We start from the raw sequence: 23,498 nt of genomic DNA on the forward strand, positions 1-23,498 counted from the left end.
ATCTGGGCCGCTTCAGACGCCCGGATCAGGGGCCGCCCACCTTTTTCAGCAACAAGGTAAAATTCGGCGCCCGGACATGCTCCGGGTCGTCAAAAGACTGCGCGGCAGTAGCTCAGCTGGATAGAGCACGGGCCTTCTAAGCCCGGGGTCGGGGGTTCGAGCCCCTCCTGCCGCGCCATGCCTGTTTCAGGCATCGCTGGATTCCCGCTGCCGGACGGCGGTGGGCGCTGTGTCTATAATGCGAATCGTTATTGTTCCATTTTGGTGCGGGCGCAGCCGTGTCTTCCTCATCCGATGTTATGAAAGGCCAGGCGGTCGAGGACCTTTATCGCGTCCATCACCGTTGGCTAGTGACACTACTGCGGCGCAAGACGGGTAACGTCGACCAGGCGGCCGACTTGGCGCACGACACCTTCGAACGGGTCTTGCGTGACGATATCCGCGCCATCATCGCGGCGCCGCGCGCCTGCCTGACCAACATCGCTCGCACGCTGACTATCGGCCATTTCCGCCGGGCGGCCGTCGAGGCGGCCTATTGCGAGGTGCTGGCGCGCCAGCCCGTCGACGTGGCCCCTTCGCCGGAAGAGCAGGCGCTGGTGGTCGAGGCGGTGACGGCGGTGTGCGCCGTGTTGGATGGCTTGTCGGTGCACGTGCACCGGGTGTTCATGCTGGCGCAGGTGCAAGGCCTGTCGCAGCCCGACATCGCCCGCGAACTGGGCATTTCCACCAACGCCGTACAGAAAGCCTTGTCCAAGGCCTTGCAGCATTGCTACCTGGCGATCTATGGCTGACGCCGCGATGCTGAGCAAGCGTGCCCCGGACGGCCTGCCGGTCGATCGCAAGCGCCTGGCGCAGGCGGCCGACTGGATGGCCCGGCTGCAAGGCGAGCCCAGCGACGCGACGGTGGCCGCCTGTCTGCGCTGGCGTCAGGCGCATCCCGACAACGAAACCATCTGGCAGCGGATGTGCGCCATGCGTGGCGATCTTGCCGCGCGCTGTGCCGTGGCGACGCCAGCGGTTGCGGTCGAATTGATCGAGCGGGCCGCGATGCGCCGCGCGCGCCGCGACGCGCTCAAGTGGATGGTGACGGGCGGTGCCGTGGCCGGGTTGGCATGGGCCGCCGAACCGTGGGAGCGCTGGCCCGTCCTGCTGGCGGATCAGCGCACGGGCACGGGCGAGCTGCGCACCCTGACGTTGGATGACGGCACGCGCATCGTCATGGGGCCGGGCACCGCGCTGGACCTGCGCCTGGACCAGCGGCCTCGCTCCCTGGTGCTGCGTTCGGGTGAAATCTTGATCACCAGCGCCGGTTCCAACGACTTGGGCCCGCTGTCGGTGATGACGCGCGACGGCGTGCTGACGCCGGTCGGTACGCGCTATTCCGTGCGCGACAACGGGGATGACCTGGGCTATGAGATTGCCGTTTTCGAAGGGGCGGTGGATATCGTCGCGCGCGCCGATGGGCGGGTGACACGGGTGCTGGCAGGCCAGCATACGGCGCTGCAAGCGTTGGGCGCCGGTCCGGTGCTGCCGGTGGCGCCGGGCGCGGACGCCTGGACGCATGGCATGTTGTTGGCCGACCGGATGCCGTTGAGCGACTTCGTGGCGCAATTGGCCCGCTACCGGACGGGCGTGCTGCGTTGTGATCCCGCCATCGCGCGGCTGGAAGTGGTGGGCACGTATCCCTTGGCGGACACCGACAGCATCCTGACGATGCTGCCCCGGGTGTTGCCCGTGCGGGTGCATTACCGCACGCGGTATTGGGTGACCCTGAGCGCCGCCCGCTGATGGCGCGGCGAAGTTGTTACAGGAAAGGCGGAAATTCAGCGTTCAAGCGAAAGAGATAGAGAACGGCGCCAACACACCGGCGTATCTGTTTTCCATCACAGTCTAGGAACTCTGAGTCATGGCCTTTCCCCGAGCCGCCCGCCACACCCTTCTTGCGTCGGTATTGCTTGGCGCAATCCTTCCCCATCTGCCGTCTTCTGCTTGGGCGCAGGCGGCAGCCGACGATCAACGTCGCGCCTATCGCATTGACGCGGGTGGCTTGAATGCCGCCTTGTTGAGCTTCGGCGCTCAGGCCGGGGTGTTGATCGCAAGCGATCCCGCCGTCACGTCGGGTTTGCAGAGTCCGGGCGTGGACGGGGTGATGAGCGTCAGGGAAGGGCTGGTGGCGCTGCTGCGCGGCACGGGTCTGGAGGCGCTGCCCGAGCGTGACGGGTATCGCCTGGTTCGCGTGCCGCCGCCCGGTGTGACGCAGCTTGAGCCTGTCACCGTGCTGGGCCGCGCGGGCGTGACCGAAAACACGGGTTCTTTCACCGCCAGTTCGGCCACGGTGGGGGGCAAGACGGCGCAAGCGCTGCGCGAGGTGCCGCAAAGCGTATCGGTGATCACCCGGCAAGAGATCGAAGACCGGCGTCTGGTCAGCCTGAACGACGTGATGAGCGCCACGCCGGGCATCTCGATGTTCCAGGGCGCGATGCTCAGCAGCAACTACCTGTCGCGCGGATTCGCAATCGGCAATATGCGCGTGGATGGTGGGGCGTCGATGTACCGCTCGTTCGGTGCGGACGATGACATGGCGTTCTATGACCACGTCGAAGTGCTGCGCGGTGCTGACGGCCTGTTTGGCGGCGCCAACGAAGCGGGCGGCACGATCAACCTGGTACGCAAGAAACCCACCCCGGAATTGCAGATCATCGCGCAGGCCGAGGTAGGCAGTTGGGCCTACAAGCGTACGGATCTGGACGTGAGTGGCCCGCTGACGGAAAACGGCAAGTTGCGTGGGCGCGGCGTGCTGGCCTATGAAGACAAGAACTTCTTCTACGATGTGGCGCACAGCCGCCGCACGCTGGGCTACGGCATTCTTGAAGCGGATCTGACCAGCACCACCACGGCCTTTGTCGGGGCGTCTTATCAAAAGCGGGATTCGTCCTATCAGGGCTACGGTTTGCCGCGATATGCCACCGGCGAGGACCTGAAGCTTCCCCGCAATACCTACCTGAGCGGCGCCGACGATCACGCGACCCGGACCATCGTCAATCTCTTTGGGCATGTGACGCAGCAGCTTGGAGGCGATTGGAGCGCCAACCTGGACATCAACCAGGAAAATTCGCACCAGGACCGCTTCGATCACTATTTCTCCGGCGCGATCGACCCCGTGACGGGGAGCGGGCTGTTCGACGCCGCCAGCGACCAGAACGAGCACTTCAAGAACACGTCCATCGACTTGTCCGCCAATGGTTCGTTTGGCCTGTGGGGCCGCCGCCACCAGGTGGTGGTGGGCGCCAGTTGGGAACGTTTCCGGCCCAGCACTTACGGTTCCAAACCGTCCAACCGCGGCCAGGCGGTGCCTGACATCTTCGAGTTCAATCCTTACGATTACCCGCGCGGCTCAGACTTCACGCCGATGTGGAATCAGACCACCGACACGCGGCAGGCCGGCGTGTACGGGTCGCTGAACATGCATCTGGCAGACCCGCTGCATGTCATTGTGGGCGGCCGCCTGAGCCGGTATGACTACACATTTACAAACCAGACCTTGAATGCGACCAGGGAGGTCACGGCAACGTCGGTGACCCAGTACCAGGACGACAATGTCTTTACGCCCTATGTGGCCGCGACGGTTGACCTGAACGACACCTGGACCACCTACGCCAGCGTGGCCGAAACCTTCAAATCACAGGCCAACAGCCTGCAAGGCCCGGCGCCCGGTAACCCGCTGGACCCGGTAACCGGCCGCAACTACGAGATCGGCCTGAAAGGCGAGCATCTGGGCGGCAAGCTGCATAGCGCGTTCGCCATTTATCAGATCGAGCGCAAGAATGCCGCCGTGCGCGATACGGCCTATCCGTCCAGCAGGGCGGGCAACGGCGCGACTTGCTGCTTCCTGCCCAACGGGAACATCGTCAGCAAGGGCTTTGACGCGGAACTGAGCGGGGAAGTGGCGCCGGGCGTCCAACTGACAGCCAGCTACAACTACAACCAGAATCGCGACCGCAATGCGTCGGGGGGCAGCTATCAGCCCCTGACGCCCAAGCACATGGCCAAGATCTTTGCGACCTACCAGTTGCCGGGCGAACTGCATCGCTGGAAAGTGGGCGGCGGCGTCAGCATCCAAAGCACCACTTATGTCAGCGGCAGCGCGTACTTGCGTAATGCCGACGGCAGCCTCAGCAAGCAAAGCACGCCTTACAAGTTCACGCAGCCCGGCTACGCGATCTGGAATGCGTTTGCCCAATACCAGATCAGCGACAACTGGTCGGCGCAGGTCAACGTGAACAATCTGTTCGACAAGACTTACTACAGCACGGTCGGTTACCTGGACTACGGCAACTTCTACGGGACGCCGCGCAGCGCCGCATTGACCTTGCGCGGCCGCTTCTAAGCTGTTGTCACCCGCCGCATCCAAGGGGAACCCCCTTGGTGTGGCGGGTGGGGTCAGGCAGTGAGGGGAGCCGTTTGTCGTTGCTCAGCATAGGCTTTGAGCGACTGCATGGTTCGAGGAAGCCCCTCTCGAATCTGCGCGGCAACGCGTGGCCCGAACAGAAAGGCAAGGGCGCCAGAAAACCACACGCGATGAGTGACTTCCGAGCCGCCATCTACGGCAGAAACGGTATGTTCGAAGTGCATGCGGAACAGAGGGATGTAGCCTTCCACGGTGAACGAACGGCCCTCGGAGCGCTCTGTGACAACCATCGGAACGCCCATGCCCTTGCGGGGAATTATCCGGCCCTTTGTTCCCACGGCGAATGCCCCATTAAGGCGGGCTTGCTTGGTGTCCGGGTCCCATAGGTGCCACCGGTCGACCTCGCTCCAAATGCGATCGACGACCATGACCGGGACTGCAATGTGGATGCGCTCTTCGATATGCATAAAGGGAGTGATTCCTGACGGAATTTATGTGGCAGCAATCATATGCTGCTTCCCGCGCCAATATCTGTCGCCTTTCATGGGTTTGCTCCTATCCGAGGGAGCTGATCCGTGGAATTAGCTTGTTCAGCTTGAGCCTGGACGGGGGCTCCTCGCCGGGCTCGATGATGCCGATTTCGCTCTGAGCCACTTGCCGGGTAGCGCGACGTTTACGTTTAGCTAAACCGCTTGTTTAACTTGTCTCTTGGTCCTATATTTCATAACTTGCTGATTTATAGGGTAAAAATTTGGTAAAGTTCACTTCGTGAAAACGATTGGTTAACTTCCGCCGACATGTCTGCTTCATTCAGCCACTTCGAGCTTCGCATTTTGAACCCGTCGTTCGACTCGCCTCTTGTCGATACGCTGACAGAGTTGGAGTACGTCCGCAGGCTGCAACTGGGTGGGTCCACGCCGGCGCACCTGTTCTTTCAGCTGAAGAGAATTTTCCACATCCTGGAGAGCTTAGGCTCTGCCCGTATCGAAGGAAACCACACCACCTTATCGGATTACGTGGAGCACCTGGTCGAGGGCGCGCAGCAAGGCCCAACCACAGATCCGCTACGGGAGATTCAGAACATCGAACGCGCGATGGACTACATCGACGACAGCGTGAACGAGGGTGCGCCCCTTTCCGAACAGTTTGTTCGCGAGCTGCACCACCTGACGGTGAGAGATCTTGTCCGCGAGGGCGACAAGACTCCCGGCGCTTATCGGCTAGGGCAGGTTGTTATTTCGAAATCAATGCATCTTCCGCCACCGGCGGCTTCGGTGCCGATGTATATGCAGGAACTGGTCGAGTTCGTTAATCGGGCTGACGCGCCCAAGTACGACTTGATGAAGGTCGCGTTGGCACACCATCGCTTCGGCTGGATTCAGCCGTTTTCGAACGGAAACGGCAGAGTCGTCCGCCTCCTTAGCTATGCGATGCTGCTGAAGTATGGCTTCAATGTCAGTGCGGGTAACCGAATCTTGAATCCAACGGCGGTGTTCTGTAATGATCGAGACCGTTATTACCGCATGCTCGGGGTTGCTGACACCGGCACATCAGCTGGCCTGGAGGATTGGTGCGCTTATGTGCTGGGAGGGATCTTGCTTGAGCTCAAAAAGGTCGACCAGCTCACCAGCTACGAGTACTTGCGTTCAAAGGTGCTTGCGCCCGCCATTCGATATTCAGCAGAAAGAGGCCTCATCAATAAGGTGGAAGAGGATGCGTTGAAGGCTGCGCTGAGGGCAGAAGACGGGTTGATCAAGGCAGGCGATCTGGATGCAGTGTTACCCAATAAGAATCAGCGGACTTATCAGATTCGAAAGCTTGTCGAGAGAGGAATGCTCGTGCCGTCCTCTCCCAACGCCAGAACCTATTTCGCCGGGTTTGCGAACAATTACTTGCTGCGAGGTGTGATGAGGGCGTTGGCGGTCGAGGGCTTTTTGCCAGACCGGCTGGATGCTGGACTTTAGCGGCTAAAACAGCGCAGTTCGCCGAGCTCGCGCCGTCCACCGATCCCGATCCACAGCATCAATCGGCAAGCGCACCCTCAAATATCAAAAAACACCGTTTCCCCCTTCCCTTGAAGCACGACCTCCCACCGCAGCTCGCCGTTCTCCACCCGCTGCGCCACCAACGTCGCACGCCGGGCCGCAGGCACCTGCTGCAGTATCCAGTCCTCCTCATTCGCCTGCGCTTCGTCCGGAAAATACATGCGAGTCGACAGATGCTTCAGCAACCCGCGCATGAACAACGACACGACTAAATGCGGCGCTTGCAACGAGCCACCCGGGCCAGCCACGCGACCGGGTTTGATCGTGGTGAAGCGAAACGAGCCGTCGGGTTCCGTCGGCAAACGGCCAAAGCCAGTAAACGCCGAGCGCGCGTCATCGGCACCGGCATAGCCCGGATCATCCGGATGCCGGTACACGCCCCGCGCATCGGCCTGCCAGATTTCGATCATGCCGTCGGGTACCGGGTTGCCCTGTCCATCGATGACGCGGCCTTCAATCACGACCTTGGGGGCGCCCTGGTCGGGCAGGCCGGCGGACAGGTCCGCACAGTTCAGGCCGGACAAGCCGATATGCAGATAAGGGCCAACGGTTTGCGAGGTGGTGGGGTAGAGCATGCGTTACTCCATGGGGGTGGCGTTGCGGCCGCGCAGCACGATGTCGAAGCGATAGCCCAGCGCGTATTCGGGCACGGTGGTTTCCCAGTCGAGCGTGGCGACGAGACGGTTGCGCGCCTTGACGTCCGGGACGCATTGGAAGATGGGATCAAACTCCAGCAGCGGGTCACCCGGGAAGTACATCTGCGTGACCAGGCGCGTGGCGTAGGCGCGGCCGAATAAGGAAAAATGGATGTGCTGCGGCCGCCATCCGTTGTAGTGGTTGCCCCAGGGATACGCGCCCGGCTTGATTGTCTTGAACTGATAGCGGCCCTGCGCGTCGGTGACGGTGCGGCCTTCGCCGCTGAAGTTCGGGTCCAGCGGCGCGTCGTGCTGGTCGCGTTTATGCAGGTATCGTCCGGCGGCGTTGGCCTGCCAGATTTCGATCAGCGCATCGGGCACGGGCCGGCCGTTCTCGTCCAGCACGCGGCCGGACACGATGATTCGTTCACCGATGGCGTCCGCGCTGGCGATGCGCGTGAGATCGTTGTCGCCTTGTTTGACGAACGCGCCGCCGAACGCCGGGCCGGTGATTTCCGACAAGGTTTGCGGCACGACGATCAGCGGTTCGTTGGGCGCGCGCAGCTGAGTGGAACCATAGGGATCGAAACGGTATCCCGGCTGCGTATCCCAGAACGGGCGCCGGTATTGAGCAAGTTGAGACATTGCAGCGAATCTCCTTGGAAGTGCCGCCGGGGCAGATCACTGGCCCTGGCGGCGCAAATAGGCGAACAGTCGAATAGGCGAACGGGCGAACGGACGAACAGGCGAACGGGCGAGCGGGCGAACAGGCGAACGGGCGAACGGGCGTAGGCGAATAGGCGAATAAGCGAATAGGCAAACGCGCCGGGCGTCAGCCGCCGAACCAGCGGGCGGGAACGATCACCAGGGCAGGGAAGGCCACCATCAGGAACATGATCAGGAATTCCGCCACCATGAACGGGATCACGCCGCGCGTGACGTCGTCCATCTTCATCCTCCCCACGCCCGCCACCACGTTCAGGACGGTGCCGACGGGGGGCGTGACCAGGCCGATCGAGTTGTTGATGATGAACAGCACGCCGAAGTACACCGGGTCGATCCCGGCCGCGCGCACCAGCGGCATCAACACGGGCGTCAGGATCAGGATGGTGGGCGTCATGTCCATGGCGGTGCCCACGACCATGACCAGCACCATGATGGCGGCCATCAGCAGGATCTTGTTGCCCATGAACGGCTGCAACATTTCCACCACTTTGGCGGGCAGGTCGGCTACGGTGATGAGCCATGCGCTGACCATCGCCGCGGCAATCAGGAACATGACGATGGCGCTGGTCTTGGCCGCCGACACGAACACGGCGTACAGCTGACTGAGTTTCAGCTCGCGGTAGACCACTGTAGACACGAACAAGGCGTAGGCGGCGGCCACCACGGCGGCTTCCGTCGGCGTGAACACGCCCATGCGCAGGCCCACCAGGATGATGACCGGCAGCATCAGCGCCCACAGCGCTTTGCGGAAGGCGATGGCAATGTCTTGTGCGGATTTGCGCGGTGGCGGCACGACTTTTTCGCGGCGGACAAGCCATGCCCACGTCAGCCACAAGGCGCCGCCGATCATCAGGCCGGGCACGATGGCCGCCATGAACAGCTTCGAGATGGACACATTGGCCGCCACGCCAAAAATAACCAAACCGATGCTGGGCGGAATCACCGGGCCGATCACGCCGGTGGCCGCAATCAGCCCGCCCGCCGTCGATTTTTTGTGGCCGGCCGCGACCATCATGGGCAGCAGCAGCGCGGTGAGTGCAGCGGCATCCGCTACGGCGGAACCAGACAATGCGGACAGCAGGCAGCCCGCCATGATGGTCACGTAGCCCAGCCCGCCTTTGACGTGGCCCACCAGCGCCAACGCCAGGTCTACGATGCGGCGCGACAAGCCGCCGACGTTCATGATTTCGCCGGCCAGCATGAAGAACGGCACGGCCAGCAGCGGAAAACTGTCGGCGCCGCCGATGACGTTCTGCGCCAGGATCTGCGAATCGAAAATGTCCAGGTGCCACATCAACGCCACGCCGCTTGCCAGCAGTGCAAACGCGATCGGCACGCCCAGCGCCATCACCCCCAACAGCGATCCAATGAAGACGGCGATGGTCATGCGCTTCTCCCCGGCGCGCCTTGTTGGGCGTCGTCAAGAATCTGCTTGAGCTGCACCGCTTCTTCAGACTCCTGCACCATGATCAGATCCTGCTCATGCAGCTTGCCGGAGAGCACGCGGTAGAGGTCCAGCGCGATGATCAGCCCGGCCAATGCCGAGAACACCAAGCCCGACGCGTAGACAATCGCCATCGGCAAGCCGCTGACCGGCGCGCTGACATCCGCGTTGATCACGGCCTGTTCCCAGCTGCCCTTGAACATCAGGCCCACGATGTACAGCATGATGACCTGCCCCACGACCAGGCATATCTTCTTGCCCGCCGTGGGCAGCTTGGCCACCACCATGTCCATGCCCAGATGCCCGCGTTCCTTGAGCGCGATGACGGCGCCCAGGAAGGTCAGCCAGATGAACATCCAGCGCGAGATTTCTTCCGACAGCGTGATGCCCGAATTGAAGCCATAGCGCGCGACCACGTTGCCGAACACCAGCACTACCATCGCCGCCAGCAGCAGCGCGATGGCCAGTTCCAGCACGCGGCAGATACCTCCAATGAATCTGTCTATGTAGACCATGGCGCGGCCCCTTGAAGAATCGGATGAAGGTGCGGCCGCGTCATGCTTGCGCTTCCCGGACGATATCGACCAGCCCGCGCAGCGCCGTCAGGTAGGAGTGCGGCCCCAGCCCTTGCACGGTGCCACGCACGGCAGGCGAGATGATCGAATGCGCACGCCACGCTTCGCGCGCCGCGATGTTCGACATATGCACTTCCAGCGTGGGAAAGGGCATGGCCTTGATCGCGTCGTGCAGCGGCACGCCATGCTGAGTCAGCCCGGCCGGGTTCACGAGCGCGCCTTGCGCGGTGTCGATGTTCTCGTGCAGAAAATCGATCAACGCGCCTTCGTGGTTGGATTGCACCGTGGCAAGCTCAACGCCCAGTTCGCCGGCCAGCGCGGCCAGCCGCTGGTTGATTTCCGCCAGCGTGGTGGTGCCATAGATGTGCGGCTCGCGGCGGCCGAACAGGTTGAGGTTCGGGCCGTGCAGAACAAGAATCTTCATGATGGATACGCCGGTGCGTTTACTTGCGGATGCGTGCGAGTTCGTCGTTGTAGAGCTTGACGATGGCGGGGTCGTAGCTGCCCGTGAAGTGTTCGATGACGGGCTTGACCACCTGCTGCATGCGGGCTTTTTCACCCGGCTCGATCGTGTTGTATTGGATGCCCTTGGCCTGCAATTCGGCCACCGCCTTCTGCGCGGCGTCGCGGCTGACCTTGCGCTGGTAGCCGCGCGCTTCATCCGCGGCTTCGTTCATGATGCGCTGCTCGGCGGGCGAGAGCTTGTCCCAGAATTTCTTGCTGACCAGCACGATGTTCGCGGCGTACACATGGTTGGTCGCGCTGACGTATTTCTGCACTTCGTAGAACTTGTTCGACAGGATCACCGAGTACGGATTCTCCTGGCCGTCCACCGCTTTCGATTCCAGCGCGCCGTACAGTTCCGCGAACGGCATGGGCACCGGGTTGGCCTTGAACGCCTTGAACGTATCCAGGAACACCGGATTGGGAATGACGCGAATCTTCAAGCCCGCCAGGTCTTCCGGCTTGGTGATGGGGTGCTTGGAGTTGGTGACGTTGCGAAAGCCCAGGTCCCAGAAGCCCAGCGCAACCAGGCCTTTTTCGGGCAGCTTGGCGATCAGCGCTTTGYCCAGCGGGCCGTCCAGCAGCGCGTCCGCCTGACCGAAATCGGTGACCGAGAAGGGCAGGTCGATCAAGCCGAATTCCTTGACGATGCCGGCCAGCGACGTTGATGCGGGCGCCGACATTTCCTGCACGCCGCCTTGCAAGCCCGACTGCTGCTGCATTTCATTGCCCAGCTGCGACGCCGGGAATTCCTTGACCTTCATCTTGCCGCCGCTCTTGGCGGACACCAGCTCGGCAAACTTCTGCACGCCCGCGCTCACGGGGTGGTCGGTGTTGTTCAGGTGGCCGAAGCGGATCGTGCGTTCCTGGATGTCCTGCGCGGTGGCCGTCATGGCGGCCGAGCACAGGGCGCCTACCAAAGCCAAGCGGAAAATGCTGGTCTTCATGGTTGTCTCCTTCCGGTTTTTTTGGAATGTTCTCGATGTCTTGCAAGACTCGGTAGTGGAATGTAATTCCGAGTGGAATAGTTTTCCACCTAGGGTTATCATCCATCACCCCACTACTTGTTGAGATGTCATGGCCGGAATCCTCGAACGCGCCCTCGCCGTCATGGAGCACCTCTCTTCCAGGCCGGAAGGTGTTCCGCTTGCGTCCCTGGCTCAACAGCTAGAGATTCCGCAAAGCGCCGCGCATCGTCTGTTGACCGACCTGTGCCGGTGCGGCTACGTGCGGCAGATGCGTGACCACGGCGACTACGCACTGACGGCTCGCGTGGCGTCGATTGGACTGAGCTACCTGGCCGCCACCGGCATCGTCGATATCGCGCAGCCGCTGGTGGATCGTCTGGCGGAAACCTCAGGCGAACTCGTGCGCCTGGCGATCGTCGACAACGAACGGCTGACCTGGGTGGCCAAGGCCCAAGGCGCGCGGCACGGCCTGCGCTATGACCCCGAGATGGGCTCGGACGCGCGGCTGTCGTGCAGCGCATCCGGGCACGCCTGGATGCTGACGATGTCTGATGAGCGGGCATTGGATCTGGTCTCGCGGCAGGGCTTCGGCACGCCCGAGGAATATGGCCCCAATGCGCCGACGACCATCACCGCTCTGACCAAGATCCTGCACGCTGGCCGCAAGCGCGGCTACGCCATGATCAATGAAGTGTTCGCGCCGGGCATGACCGCCATGGCTGCGCCCGTGCAGCGCAAGGGCGAAGACGCCATCGGCGTGTTGAGTATTGCCGGGCCCGCGATGCGTTTGACCGAAGCGCGCATGCTGGAGCTGGGCCCGGACTTGTTGGCCGCGGCCGAGGAACTGGCGCTGGCCAGCTTGGCCTCGCCCATGTTCCGCACGCGCTTTCCGATGCAGGGCCGCAATGCCGGGGACGAGACGGCTAAGTGAGTAATGGCGCGGGGGCGCCGCCCGCGTCGCCATTCGGCATTGTCAGCGATTAACAGCCGGGGGCAGCGGGGGGGCAGCGGGGGTCAGCGGGGGTCAGCAGGGGTCAGCCGGGGTCAGCCGGGCCATTGCCCCACGTTCCCACGCGTGCTGATCGCAGCAACGGCGACGCGTCCCCCGCTTGCGCAAGCTCGCTTGCTGCGCGCAGCAAGGCGGGCCCAAATTTCTCCATTGCCTTCAACGTCAACCGCTGCGATGGCCCGGCCACCACCAGGATGCCGGTGCTTGCGTAGCCAGGGCGGCGCACGGGCGCGGCCATCGCGCTCATGCCGGCGGCATACACGTCTTGCAGGATGCTGTACCCGCGCCGGCGGTGGCCGTCCAGGCTGGCCAGCAGCGCACGTATCGACGTCGGCGCATTCGGCCCGAAGTCGCGCGGCTTGCCCAGCCCTTGTTCGGTGACATACGCAATGGCTTGGTCCTCGGGCAAGGTCATCAGCCAGGCATGGCCCGCGGCGCTGCACGACAGACGCAGATCGATGCCCATGTCGGGGTCGTAAAGCAGGCCGGATTTTGCGCCCTGAGCCTTGGCCACCAAGGTCAGCCGCTTGCCGTCAACGATGGCCAGCCGAACCAGTTCACCGGTGGCCAAGGCGAAGCGGTCGATGACGGGTTGCGCGATGTCGACCACGCCCGAGCGGCTTAGAAAGCTCAAGCCCATGGAAGCCAGTTTGGTGGTCAGCGCGTATTCGCCGCGCACGGGCGTCTGCCGCACATAGCCGTATTTCATCAACTCGTGCAGCGTGCGATGGCATCCGCTGCGCAGCTGATTCAAGTCGTCGGCGATGTTGGCAAGCGCCACGCCGTCGGGGTGGTCCGCCAGGTATTCAAGTAGCGCCAGCGTCTTTTCAATTGCCCCGCTCATCGCCTTCTCCTGAAGATCGTCACGCCGATTATTCAAATTTTGAATTCACTCAATTTTTGAACGGCATTCAAAATTATGCCCTATGCTCGCAGCCGAATATTCAACGATAAGGTCTGCTGCGGCTGTCGATGGATGCGGACCACTTGCCACCACCAAATGGAATAAGGGGTTGGAGATGAAGACGAAGCAATCGCCCACGCGCGTTGCCGTAATGGCAGCCGCATCCCTGTTGACGAGCCTGGCGCTGATGGCCTCGGCGGCCGCGCAGGACGTCAAGACGCGCACCTTGAAGTTCGCCTTCAGCCTGGCGCAGGATCATCCGCTAGGCCAGGGCGCGCAGAAATTCGCGGATCTTGTTGCCGAGAAAAGCGGCGGCAAGATGAAGGTGTCGATCTACGCCAACGCGGTGTTGGGCGGAGACCCGCAGAACCTTTCGGCGGTGCGTGGCGGCACGCTGGATTTCACGTCCATGGCGACTGGCTTGTTGGCCGGCATCGACAAGCGCTTCATGGTGTTCGACTTGCCGTTCCTGTTCAACGATGCGCAAGAAGCCTATGCGGTGTCTGATGGGCCGGTCGGCCAACGCCTTTTGGGCGGATTGGCGGATCACGGTCTGATTGGCCTGGGTATCTGGGACTTGGGCTTTCGCAACATGACCAACAGCAAGCGGCCCATTTCAACGGTGCAGGATTTTCAGGGCCTGAAAATTCGCGTGATTGCCGCGCCGGTGTATATCGAGATGTTCAAAACCTTGGGTTCCAACCCTGTCCCGATGACCTTTGGCGAAGTCTATGGCGCGCTGGAATCCAAGGCGATTGATGGGCAGGATAATCCCGTGGGCGTCATCCAGTCTGCCAAGTTTGCCGAGGTGCAGAAGTACCTGTCGCTCACGCGTCATATCTACACGGGCATGCCGTTTCTGATGAGCAAGAAGACGTGGGACGGCATGTCACAAACTGAGCGCCAGATCATTCTGGATGCGGCCGCGGAAGCCAAGGCGCAGGAACGCAAGATCTCGCAAGCCAAGGAAGCCGTGGCCATCGACGACTTGAAGAAGCTGATGCAGGTCAATGGCTTGACCCCGGATCAGGTCACCCAGCTGCGCGACGCCGTGAAGCCCGTGGTCGATAAGTTTGCGGCAGAGATCGGCCCCGAAGTCATGCAGCAGACGGCCACTGAACTCTCCACGCTGCGGGCCAAGCGCTGATCATGGCGCTGCTTGGAGAAGCCGCCATCGCCATGTGGTGGGACATTTCGCCCGCTTGGCGCGCTGAGTTCGAAGACTGGCATTCCCATGAACATTTTCCGGAACGGATGAATGTGCCGGGCTTCTTGCGCGGGTCGCGATGGGTGAGCGCACGGGGAGGGGAAGGGTTCTTCGTTCTGTACGAGTTGGATGCCTACGAAACGTTGAGTTCCCCCGGCTACCTGAACCGGCTCAATCGTCCGACGCCGTGGTCCACGACCCTGATGCCGCAGCATCGCAACATGATCCGCAGCCAGTGCCGGGTGCTGGAAAGCGCTGGCGGCGGCCTGGCCCGTTACGCACTCACCCTCCGCCTGTCGCCGAGGCAGGGCGCGCAAGACGAATTGCGCGCGTATCTGAAGGCGCATGCAGCGTCTGTGTCCCTGCAACCCGGCATCTCAGGCGCCCACCTGCTGATGACACAAACCCCACCCATCGCCGCCACGACCGAGCAGCAGATACGCGGCGGCAAGGATCAAGCAGCCGACTGGATCTACATCATCAACGGCTACGAAATCAATGCGGTGGCGGCGTGTGACGGCGATGTGCTGAATGCGCCTGAGTTGCGCGATTACGGCGCCGGGGCGGCCTGGTCAGAGGTTTATTGTTTGTCGCATACGTTGGAGGCGGGGTAGGGGGCAGGGGTGAGTCAGTTGCGCGGGCCGCTACCTTTGTTGCGCAGGACTACGCCGCTTCCATCTCATGTTCCGCCGCCAGCGCAAGAAATGCAGACCGCCATAGTTTCCGGGCTCTCGCCACGGCATCGATCCTGTGCACCAGATTCTCGGGCAGGCTGATATTGAGCCGAACTGCCTTGGCATTGACTTTCGACAAGTCGATCTCGACCAGCATCCAGAATCCGCCTTTGAACGCTTTTGTCTTCATCCAGACATCAGGGGCGGTGGGCGGCGAAATGGGTTCGGTTTCACCGAAGAAATGGGCCTCCACGGCTTCTTGGGCCGCTGACGGTAGGCGTTGTAGCGTGGCGGCTGCCGCGTAGCAACCCGGGAAGTCAGGAAAAGACGCGCCGTAGGCGCTGCCCTTTTCCTTGTGGACGTAGATGGGGTAAAGCATGTGGTTCTCCTGGCGGATCGCGCCTACCGGCGCAAGCCACACATGCGTCCATGCTACGCGTTACACAATGATCTAGCCGCCATCATCGACATATCTCAGACGGATTCCCATGGCCATCCCATAAGGGCGCATTCAGCCTGCACCTTTATTGTCATCCCCATTGCCCCGCACTTCGCGCACAATGAACCCTGACTCCGCTTTTTCAAGGACACGCCATGACCGCCCCCGATTCCCCCTTGTCCGCCCTGACCCTCAATACCAGCGAAGACGGCCTGCGCTATCTTCAGGGCAACTACGACACCGCCTCCGATATCAACGATGGCAAGGTCTATGTGTCCGTGCAGGTGCTGGCGGATTCGCAAGACAATGAAGCCGGCCTGGCGGCGTTTGAACGCATCATGGCGGATCTGGGCGGCTGGATTGCGCAAGCCAACGCCTACCTGGAAAGCGTTTTCCGATCCGACCCCGAGGCCCTGGGTGCGGACGAATCCTTCGAGCTTCCGGCGGGCGTGCCCGTCGTGGAGGGGCCGGAAGTCATTTTCCATAGCGCAGACGAATGGTCGATTCTTTTCGCAGACGGCGTGTTTCCCATCTGCGAACCCTACGGCATCATGGTGAACATTCAGGACGGTAAGGTGGTGGACTTCACCGACCTGTCTGGCGCCGAGGAAGACTAAGCCGAATCTCGGGTGGCGGGGAGGCCCCGTGTTGAACGCCAATTTGACGCCCCGCTTGCTACAACCGTGTCTTTGCGATGTAAGGCCTGAAGAAAATGTCTGTTCAAACGCTAAGCCGCTACGGGGTGGCGCTGTTGTTCGCTACGCTGATTGCCGGCTGTTCGTCGGTGAAGCCCGGCGCGTCTGGTGCCGCGTCAAACTCCAGCTCCGCCGCCGCCTCGGAACGGGTGGTCAGCGACAACTGCAAATGGCTGCGTAGCCGGTGCATCTACGAAGGCTCGTATGATGCGGGGGAACGCAATTATGCGGAGCAAGAAGCCAAACGGCTGAACACCGCTGAATTGGAGCGGCTGCGCCGCGCGTTCGCCAAATAAGCGCAATCAGGAGTTAGCTATGGGCGTGCCCGCAATGTCCCGCCGCGACACGTCGCAGGGTTATCTCTCCCGCCGGAATCGTGTCTGCCAGTGTGGCAGCGTGGCCTGCACGCTGATTTATCAACGCGTCATGGCCGACATGTCGCGCCGGCTGTTTCTGGGCGGCATTGCCGCGACGCTGATTCCGTTTACGTCGTTGCGTGCGGCAGACGAACTTGTGCGGCGTCCCGCCACGTCTGACCGCCCCCTGCTGCTTACCAATCTGCGGCTGTTCGACGGCTCAGGCAAGCCGGTGCAGGACGGGGGGCAGGTGCTGATCCAGGGCAACGTGATCACTGCATTGCCCGCTGCCGGTGAAACCGTGGAGGGCGCGCAGGTGATGGATTGCCAAGGCAAGCTGGTGATGCCCGGGCTGATCGATGTGCATTGGCACACGATGCTGGCCGCCATTGCACAGACCACGGCCATGACGGCCGACCTTGGGTATCTCTATATTGCGGCGGCCCAAGAAGCCGAGCGCACGCTGCTGCGCGGCTTCACCTCCATACGCGATGCGGGCGGCCCGGCGTTTGCGTTAAAGCGCGCCATTGATGAAGGCATGGTGCCTGGCCCGCGCATCTACCCCAGCGGGGCAATGATTTCGCAGACGGCCGGGCATGGTGATTTTCGCTTGCGCAGCGAGGTGCCGCGCGGCTCCGACACGCCGCACAATCTGGTGGAGCAGCGCGGCGTGGCGATGATTGCCGATGGCGCGGACCAGGTGCTGCGCCGCGTGCGCGAGCAGCTGATGCTGGGCGCGTCGCAGGTCAAGATCATGGCCGGGGGCGGCGTGGCGTCGCTTTACGACCCCTTGGACAGCACGCAGTTCTCGGAAGTCGAAGTGCGTGCAGCGGTGGATGCGGCGGCAGATTGGAACACCTATGTGATGGCGCACGTCTACACGCCCCGAGGCATCCAGCGCACCATCAAGGCCGGCGTGAAAAGCATCGAGCACGGCCAGCTGGCGGACGAGGCCAGCGCGCGGATGATGCGCGACGAAGGCGTGTGGTGGAGCTTGCAGCCCTTCTTGATGGACGAAGACGCCAATACCTACCCCGACGCAGAGCGGCGCGAAAGCCAGCGTTTGGTCTCCGAAGGCACGGTCAACGCCTATGCCTTGGCGCAGAAGTACGGCGTCAAGACGGGATGGGGTACGGACATTCTGTTCAACGCCAAGAACACGCCCAGCCAGGGCAGGCAGTTGGCGAAGATGGTGCGCTTCTATGACCCGCTGACGGCGCTTGCCCAGGCCACGGGCGCCAACGGCGAACTGCTGGGCTTGTCTGGCGCGCGCAATCCCTATCCCCATGTGCTCGGGCGGATTGTTCCCGGCGCGTTTGCTGATCTGCTGGTGGCCGACGGCGACCCGGCCCGCAATCTGGATTTCCTGGGCGACCCCGAGAAGAACCTGCGGGTGATCATGAAGGACGGCAAGATCTACAAGAACTCGCTGTCCGGTTAAAGCGCCGGGCTACGCGCTGCCAGCTGCCGTGATCGCCGGGCCGCCCGCTGCCGTGATCGCCGGGCCACCCGCTGCCGTGATCGCCGGGCCACCCGCTGCCGTGATCGCCGGGCCACCCGCTGCCTGCTGCCGCGATCTATTCCGCGTTCTATTCCGCCAGCAATTGCGCCGCTTGCAGCGCCAGGCCGTCTGCAATCATGGCCTTGCGCCGTTTGCTGAGCCTGACGAAGCTGTCCTCCAATTCGCCGTAACGCCGGTCTGAGATATCGGCGCGCGCGGCAACTTCCTGCTTGGACAGTTTCAAGTATTCGCGCCATGCGCGCGGCAAGGGCCAACGGTTCTGGATGACTTTTTCCAGCACGTCCTGTGGGATGGTGCCGTCATCGGGAACATGCGCATCTTCACTGGCCAAATGCGCCAGGTTTGCATCCTGTTTGGCGGCGGCCGTTAGTAAGTCACTTTGCGCCCATGCGAGCGGCGTTCGAATGAACGGGGCGGTAATCGAATCCGTCGCGGCATTGCCCGGCAGATAGGCTTGCAGCAGTTCCAGATACTCGTCGTAATGCAAGAGCACATAAGCGGGCTCACCGTCTACGCGTGACGTTGGCGGGGCCGATTCACGGGGAGGGGCGGGCGCGGTTTGATTAGTGGGGGCGACGGTTCCAGGTGCTTGATCAATATTCCATTTTTGTCCCATTGATAATGCACGTTCCATAAGTGGGACACCGTCAAGATGCGCCGGGAGATACCGCTTGCGTGTGGCAGGCTGGCACTTTCGGGAGAGCTCGCCAGCGCTCGGGTGGCGCTCAGGATGGCCCGTTGCCCCTGGGGCTCCAGGCAAATCAGCGCTGACGCGGCCAGAGAGGCCCAACGCACTCGGTTCGAAGTCTGGGGCGGCGTGTCCATTAAGGGTGCGGTTCAGTGGCATTCAGTTTGGAATAAAGTCGGGCGCCGGTAAGCCGGCGAAAGTTCAGTGCCGAATGTAGTAGCCACCACCGGCCCTGGATATAGGACTGGTTCGATAAGCAAAATTATTTATTGCGGAATAAATCGAAATATAGTTAATGTGTTAGATACTTTCTGTTTTCTTTGTTTGCCTTTCCTAGCGTGGGTTTGGCATAACCCTCACTACACTGCGCGCTCCGTATAGATAGCGAATCCGGATGCTGAACAATGCAGTGGTAGTGTCTATAGCGTCTTTGCTTGCGGCTTGGCCGTCACCGACAATAATGGAGCAAATAATATGTTTGGCGTCGCCAGCCAGCACAAAGATAATCGTGCTGATGCGAAAAGACGTATTTATCCAATGGGAATTGCCGCAGGGTGCGGGATGCATCGGCGCACGGCAAACCAGCGTCAACCGCCTTCGCGCGGTTACCGGAATTCGAGGCTGACCGGCGCGCCCATCGCCTTTTTATAGGCATCCAAGGTGCTGATCATTTTGGCTGACAGCCGAAAGTGCTGCTCCGCATAGGCGCGCGCGCGGGCGGTCACGGCTTGCGCGTCAGCCGGCTGTGCGCGGATCTGCATGATGCAGTCGGCGAATTCCCGGACATTGCCGGGCGCGGCCAGCCACCCGGTTTGACCCGGCGAGATGATCTCGGGCAGTCCTCCCACATTGCTTGCGACCACGGGCAGGCCCGAGGCGAAGGCTTCGGGCACGATACGCGACCAGGCTTCAGTGGCCGATGGCACAAGCACCACATCGGCGGCGTGGATAATCTGGGCGATATCGGTCCGGTGTCCGGCGAACACGGTGTGTTCCGAGATGCCTAGCTCCACGGCCAATTGGTAAAGCTCATAGGCATAGGGCTGGGTGGCGGGCGTGGGCATGCCGATGACCAGCGCCACCGCGGGCACGCCCTGCGCGCGCAACCGCTGCACGACGCGCAGCAGGTCGGCCTGCCGTTTGTCCGGGCGCAGCATGCCAATCGTGGCGATGACGCAGGCGGCATCGTGCGCGGGCAGCCCCAGTTCGCGCCGGGCTTTTACGCGCGGGCCGGGTGTGCCGCCCGTTTGAAAAAAGGCATCCGCGGCCCATTCCCCCACCACACTGATGCGTTCTTCTGGCGCGAACCGCGCGGCCAGCAGCTCGTGCCTGCCGGTCAGACTGGTCGCGATGACGTGGTCACAGCCGATCTTCCATTCCAGCCTGCGGCGCGGCGAGGTGCGCATCGGCTTGGCGAAGTGGCGCGTCCGCACGACCGTGCACAGGTCGCGGCAGAGCGCCGCGGTCTTGCCGTCGGCGCGGCTGTGGCTGTCGATGACGCTGATGTTCAGCGCTTTGACGGCGCGCCGCAGCGCCAGGACCGTACCGGGCGCGTAGGCGGGGCTGAAGTCGATGTCCACCACGTCCAGGTTGCGCCGCCGGGCTTCATGGTTGACGGCGCTGGCGGCGGGCGCCGCGATCGCCACGCCGTAGCCTGTGCGTTGCAGCCAGCTGGCCTGCTCAAGCGTTCGGAATTCCAGTCCGCCCAGGTTGTGTTCAGCCAGCGTATGAAGAATGCGCATGATGATCCAGTACGTTTTGGCAGGCGTGCAGCACGTCGTCGGGCGTGATGGCGTCAATGCCGTCTTTAGGATGGGGGGGAACGACGGCCGCCGAGTAGGGCCGGTCCCAGAACCATTCCGGATTGGGTTCGTTGAAGATGCCCACGTAGGGCACACAGGCGCCTTGCGCAATGTGCGAAGGCCCGCAATCGTTGGCCACCACCAGCCGTGCGCGCAGCATGATGGCGCTGAGTTCGGAAAGGGTGCGGCAATAGGCGATGGCGAAGTCCGGGCGGCGCATGGCTTCAAGCGCTTCGCGTTCGGCGGCTTCTTGCGGCCCCAGCACGAACAGGAAGCGGGCGTCTGCGCCCAGCAAGGGCGTGAGCCGGTCAGCCAGCCGCAGGTAATTCATCAGCCCCCAGCGTTTGAACGCCCCCGCGCCGCCGCCGGGAATCATGACGACGTCGGCGCTGGGCGACGAGCGCAGATGCGGGCCGGCCAGCGTTTGAAAACAGCGCCGCGTGGCGTCTTCGGCGTCAAAGGGCCGGTAGGTGGCCAGCAGGCGCAGGTTGGCCAGGCCGATGTATTCGGCAGTGGTCTTGCGGTGGCAGTGCGTCCAGATCAGGTCGCTCAAGCGCGCATTGCGAAACCCCAGCCGAATGGCCGGCGGCCGCAGCAGGGTGGCCATGCCGACGCGTTCGCTGCTGTGATGCAGGCTGACGCACATCTGTGTATTCGGCGTCAGGCTGCGCACGGTGTCGCCGAATGAGGCAACGCGCACAAACTCATCAACCCAGGGCACGGCCCGGTAAAAGCTGCCCACGTCGTCGCGCGCCACCACGCGGATTCGTTCAGACGCCCACCACGTTTTTAGCTGGTACAGCGTGGGCAGCGCGACGATCTGGTCGCCCCACTGCGGCTGGCTTCTGATATAGACGACGACTTCCGACACCGCTTCCTCCCGTGCATGGCGCTGCGGTCACGCGACCGCTGGCGGGCAATGTATCGGGAGGGGCGTGGCAACCTTCTTCAATCCATTTAAGAAGTGTGAAGAAGGGTGCGTCGTCGCTTTATAGATTTACACAATTTCCCGGTCAGGGCCGGGACCGGCCATCGACGGAAGGGTGCAAGTCCTGCGGCGTGTCGACGTCGGCCAGCACGCCGGCGTCGTCCACCGCCAGTTCCGTAACCGGATGCCGGGCCAACAGCGATCGCGCGCCCGTGTCGCCGGACAGCGTGGCGAGTTCCGGCCAGAGCACGCGGCTGAATGCCACCGGGTGGCCCCGCCGGCCTTGCCACGTGGGCACGACGATGGAATGTTCCAGCGCCGCCGCAGCCACGTGCTGGCAGGTGTCGTGACGCAACCAGGGCATGTCTGCCAAGGCGATCAGGCAAGTTTGTTCGCCCGGCGCCGCCGTGTTCAGCAAGTGGCGCGCGGCGGCCGCCAGGCTGTCGCCCATGCCGTTGGCATCGGGGCCGACGACAAGCACCTCGCACCCCGCTGATGCCAGCAGGGTGCGCAGCGCGGCCTGGTCTGCACGGGTCACGGCGATGGTCCGGCCGGTGGCGGCGCAAAGCGCGGTGGCGGCGGCCTGCGCCACGGACCAGCCCGCCCTGAGTGGTGTGAGCGGCGCCAGTAATTTGTCCTGCCCGGGCGCCATCGCGGCAAAGCGCCGGCCATGGCCCGCGGCCAGCAGCAAGCCCACGCACGCCGTGGCGGGCATTGATGACGATTCGGTAGCGGTCAGAGGATTGGGCATGATTCTTGCCGATGGTGTCTTGCCGATGGCGGTTTGCCGATAAGACGCGACAGGCTAAGGGTAAGGGGCCAACACGGCTGGCATTGATGAGTCAGTTTCAACGGTGTATGCAGATTTTGCCCCTTTTTCCCGAAAGGGGCCGGTTGTTAGACTCGTTCGACTATCTGGGGGGCGCCGTCATGCAGAGTCTGGATTTACAAGTGCTGTCCGCCATCCGCGATTGGCATCGCCAGGGGCATCGCGTGGTACTGGCTACCGTTGCCGCCACCTGGGGCGCATCGCCACGCCCGCCGGGTTCCTGGCTGGCCGTGCGCGACGACGGCCGAATCGCCGGCTCTGTCTCGGGCGGCTGTATTGAAGATGACCTGATCGACAAGATGCGGCGCGGCGCATTGTGGGCCGCGCATCCTTACGCGTTGACGTATGGCGCCACGCGCGACGAGGCGCTGAATTTTGGCCTGCCTTGCGGCGGCATCCTGGAACTGCTGATTGAGCCGGCCCCTGACATGGCGGCGTTGCAGCAGCTGGATACGCGCTTGCGCCGCGGCGAACTCGTGAGCCGCACCGTCACGTTGAAAGATGGCGCCGCGACGTTGGCGCATGCGGAGCGGGGCGGCCGCTTCCGTTGGGACGGCGCATCGCTGACGACACTCCACGGGCCGCAGTGGCGCCTGCTGTTGGTGGGGGCGGGCGATATCGCCCGGTATGTGGCCCCCATGGCGGTGGCGCTGGAGTTTGACGTCATCGTCTGCGACCCGCGCGACGAATACGCGGCGTCGTGGAACGTGCCGGGTACTCAGCTGGTGACGGCCATGCCCGACGACGCGGTCACCGCCCTGGCGCCCGACATCCGCACCGCCATCATCGTGCTGGCGCACGACCCGAAGCTGGACGACATGGCGCTGCTTGAAGCGTTGCCGTCGCCCGCATTCTTTGTGGGTGCGCTGGGTTCACGGCGCACCAATGCGCACCGGCGCAAACGGCTGGTCGAACATTTTGGTTTTTCGGACGAGACCGTCCAACGCTTGCACGGGCCCGTGGGCCTGGACATCGGCAGCCGCACGCCGCCGGAAATCGCGGTGTCGATCCTGGCGGAGCTGACGGCGGAACGCATCCGGCAAACGGCGCAGATCCGCAGTTTGGATGGCGCGCCTGCCACCTCGCCAGCGTTGCAGGAATGCGGCTTGCTGGCTTTTGCAAATTCATGAAGGGGCTGCC

At 62.8% G+C, this 23,498-nt stretch carries 24 protein-coding genes and 1 tRNA gene; 12 read left to right on the plus strand and 13 right to left on the minus strand.

From position 1 onward, the window contains the following. Positions 1-101: 101 nt before the first annotated feature. The 4 genes from AC1DSJ_RS04010 (at position 102) to AC1DSJ_RS04025 (ending at position 4,387) form a co-directional block, all read left to right on the plus strand. A tRNA-Arg gene (locus AC1DSJ_RS04010) sits at positions 102-178 on the plus strand. Between the two features lie 121 nt (positions 179-299). Then, positions 300-791, plus strand: a complete 492-nt coding sequence (locus tag AC1DSJ_RS04015) for a sigma-70 family RNA polymerase sigma factor (protein WP_054427835.1) — start codon at positions 300-302, stop codon at positions 789-791. Continuing rightward, positions 784-1,788, plus strand: a complete 1,005-nt coding sequence (locus tag AC1DSJ_RS04020) for a FecR domain-containing protein (protein ID WP_441371786.1) — start codon at positions 784-786, stop codon at positions 1,786-1,788. Before AC1DSJ_RS04015 ends, AC1DSJ_RS04020 begins: the two co-directional genes overlap by 8 nt. Before the next feature lie 118 nt (positions 1,789-1,906). Beyond that, on the plus strand, positions 1,907-4,387 hold the full coding sequence (locus AC1DSJ_RS04025; protein ID WP_342066999.1) for a TonB-dependent siderophore receptor: 2,481 nt from the start codon (positions 1,907-1,909) through the stop codon (positions 4,385-4,387). 53 nt (positions 4,388-4,440) lie between these two features. Here AC1DSJ_RS04025 and AC1DSJ_RS04030 read toward each other — a convergent pair whose 3' ends face one another. Continuing rightward, entirely contained in the window at positions 4,441-4,875 is a 435-nt protein-coding gene (locus tag AC1DSJ_RS04030; protein ID WP_175171179.1) for an SRPBCC family protein, read from the minus strand. A 330-nt stretch (positions 4,876-5,205) separates the two neighbouring features. Here AC1DSJ_RS04030 and AC1DSJ_RS04035 point away from each other — a divergent pair, with 330 nt between their 5' ends. Further along, on the plus strand, positions 5,206-6,372 hold the full coding sequence (locus AC1DSJ_RS04035) for a Fic family protein (RefSeq protein ID WP_441371787.1): 1,167 nt from the start codon (positions 5,206-5,208) through the stop codon (positions 6,370-6,372). Positions 6,373-6,449: 77 nt separating this feature from the next. On the opposite strand, the gene pcaG is transcribed toward AC1DSJ_RS04035, so the two are convergent. The 6 genes from pcaG to AC1DSJ_RS04065 form a co-directional block, all read right to left on the minus strand. Then, the gene (gene pcaG, locus AC1DSJ_RS04040) at positions 6,450-7,028 is read right to left on the minus strand and encodes a protocatechuate 3,4-dioxygenase subunit alpha (RefSeq protein WP_441371788.1); all 579 of its coding nucleotides are present in this window, start codon (positions 7,026-7,028) and stop codon (positions 6,450-6,452) included. A 3-nt stretch (positions 7,029-7,031) separates the two neighbouring features. Beyond that, entirely contained in the window at positions 7,032-7,733 is a 702-nt protein-coding gene (pcaH, locus tag AC1DSJ_RS04045) for a protocatechuate 3,4-dioxygenase subunit beta (RefSeq protein ID WP_427945863.1), read from the minus strand. Between the two features lie 187 nt (positions 7,734-7,920). After that, positions 7,921-9,201 (minus strand): TRAP transporter large permease subunit, encoded by a 1,281-nt coding sequence (locus tag AC1DSJ_RS04050; protein ID WP_175171183.1) that lies wholly within the window; start codon positions 9,199-9,201, stop codon positions 7,921-7,923. After that, the gene (locus AC1DSJ_RS04055) at positions 9,198-9,764 is read right to left on the minus strand and encodes a TRAP transporter small permease (RefSeq protein ID WP_420865351.1); all 567 of its coding nucleotides are present in this window, start codon (positions 9,762-9,764) and stop codon (positions 9,198-9,200) included. Before AC1DSJ_RS04055 ends, AC1DSJ_RS04050 begins: the two co-directional genes overlap by 4 nt. 49 nt (positions 9,765-9,813) lie before the next feature. Beyond that, positions 9,814-10,257 (minus strand): type II 3-dehydroquinate dehydratase, encoded by a 444-nt coding sequence (locus AC1DSJ_RS04060; RefSeq protein ID WP_054427825.1) that lies wholly within the window; start codon positions 10,255-10,257, stop codon positions 9,814-9,816. A gap of 19 nt (positions 10,258-10,276) precedes the next feature. Next, positions 10,277-11,284 carry a TRAP transporter substrate-binding protein gene (locus AC1DSJ_RS04065; RefSeq protein WP_476760267.1) on the minus strand — a complete coding sequence of 336 codons (1,008 nt, stop codon included), beginning with the start codon at positions 11,282-11,284 and terminating at the stop codon, positions 10,277-10,279. Between the two features lie 130 nt (positions 11,285-11,414). Between AC1DSJ_RS04065 and AC1DSJ_RS04070 the strand changes: the two genes are divergently transcribed. Beyond that, positions 11,415-12,236 carry an IclR family transcriptional regulator gene (locus AC1DSJ_RS04070; RefSeq protein ID WP_175171186.1) on the plus strand — a complete coding sequence of 274 codons (822 nt, stop codon included), beginning with the start codon at positions 11,415-11,417 and terminating at the stop codon, positions 12,234-12,236. Between the two features lie 103 nt (positions 12,237-12,339). Here AC1DSJ_RS04070 and AC1DSJ_RS04075 read toward each other — a convergent pair whose 3' ends face one another. Then, on the minus strand, positions 12,340-13,158 hold the full coding sequence (locus AC1DSJ_RS04075; protein ID WP_054427822.1) for an IclR family transcriptional regulator: 819 nt from the start codon (positions 13,156-13,158) through the stop codon (positions 12,340-12,342). Positions 13,159-13,333: 175 nt separating this feature from the next. Here AC1DSJ_RS04075 and AC1DSJ_RS04080 point away from each other — a divergent pair, with 175 nt between their 5' ends. Further along, complete coding sequence (locus tag AC1DSJ_RS04080; RefSeq protein WP_441371789.1) at positions 13,334-14,365, plus strand: TRAP transporter substrate-binding protein; 1,032 nt, start codon at positions 13,334-13,336, stop codon at positions 14,363-14,365. 2 nt (positions 14,366-14,367) lie between these two features. Beyond that, on the plus strand, positions 14,368-15,039 hold the full coding sequence (locus AC1DSJ_RS04085) for a hypothetical protein (RefSeq protein WP_441371790.1): 672 nt from the start codon (positions 14,368-14,370) through the stop codon (positions 15,037-15,039). 49 nt (positions 15,040-15,088) lie between these two features. Here AC1DSJ_RS04085 and AC1DSJ_RS04090 read toward each other — a convergent pair whose 3' ends face one another. Further along, complete coding sequence (locus AC1DSJ_RS04090; protein WP_441371791.1) at positions 15,089-15,478, minus strand: type II toxin-antitoxin system HicB family antitoxin; 390 nt, start codon at positions 15,476-15,478, stop codon at positions 15,089-15,091. A 215-nt stretch (positions 15,479-15,693) separates the two neighbouring features. Here AC1DSJ_RS04090 and AC1DSJ_RS04095 point away from each other — a divergent pair, with 215 nt between their 5' ends. The 3 genes from AC1DSJ_RS04095 (at position 15,694) to AC1DSJ_RS04105 (ending at position 18,030) form a co-directional block, all read left to right on the plus strand. Beyond that, the gene (locus AC1DSJ_RS04095) at positions 15,694-16,155 is read left to right on the plus strand and encodes a hypothetical protein (RefSeq protein ID WP_441371792.1); all 462 of its coding nucleotides are present in this window, start codon (positions 15,694-15,696) and stop codon (positions 16,153-16,155) included. 95 nt (positions 16,156-16,250) lie between these two features. Next, positions 16,251-16,529: a hypothetical protein gene (locus AC1DSJ_RS04100; RefSeq protein ID WP_054427817.1), complete on the plus strand. Its 279-nt coding sequence runs from the start codon at positions 16,251-16,253 to the stop codon at positions 16,527-16,529. A 19-nt stretch (positions 16,530-16,548) separates the two neighbouring features. Continuing rightward, a complete protein-coding gene (locus AC1DSJ_RS04105; protein ID WP_441371793.1) occupies positions 16,549-18,030 on the plus strand; it encodes a metal-dependent hydrolase family protein in 1,482 nt (493 codons plus the stop codon). Between the two features lie 148 nt (positions 18,031-18,178). Here the strand turns inward: AC1DSJ_RS04105 and AC1DSJ_RS04110 are convergent, their stop codons facing one another. The 4 genes from AC1DSJ_RS04110 to AC1DSJ_RS04125 form a co-directional block, all read right to left on the minus strand. Continuing rightward, positions 18,179-18,745 carry a hypothetical protein gene (locus AC1DSJ_RS04110; protein ID WP_441371794.1) on the minus strand — a complete coding sequence of 189 codons (567 nt, stop codon included), beginning with the start codon at positions 18,743-18,745 and terminating at the stop codon, positions 18,179-18,181. Between the two features lie 659 nt (positions 18,746-19,404). Then, positions 19,405-20,541, minus strand: coding sequence for a glycosyltransferase family 4 protein (locus tag AC1DSJ_RS04115; RefSeq protein WP_441371795.1), 1,137 nt, complete (start codon positions 20,539-20,541; stop codon positions 19,405-19,407). Beyond that, positions 20,516-21,472 (minus strand): glycosyltransferase family 9 protein, encoded by a 957-nt coding sequence (locus AC1DSJ_RS04120; RefSeq protein WP_175171193.1) that lies wholly within the window; start codon positions 21,470-21,472, stop codon positions 20,516-20,518. Before AC1DSJ_RS04120 ends, AC1DSJ_RS04115 begins: the two co-directional genes overlap by 26 nt. A gap of 142 nt (positions 21,473-21,614) precedes the next feature. Beyond that, complete coding sequence (locus tag AC1DSJ_RS04125; protein ID WP_441371796.1) at positions 21,615-22,280, minus strand: nucleotidyltransferase family protein; 666 nt, start codon at positions 22,278-22,280, stop codon at positions 21,615-21,617. Between the two features lie 179 nt (positions 22,281-22,459). Here AC1DSJ_RS04125 and AC1DSJ_RS04130 point away from each other — a divergent pair, with 179 nt between their 5' ends. Next, entirely contained in the window at positions 22,460-23,488 is a 1,029-nt protein-coding gene (locus tag AC1DSJ_RS04130; protein WP_175171194.1) for an XdhC family protein, read from the plus strand. Positions 23,489-23,498: the final 10 nt, after the last annotated feature.

The organism is Achromobacter sp. 01N37 (assembly GCF_056399725.1).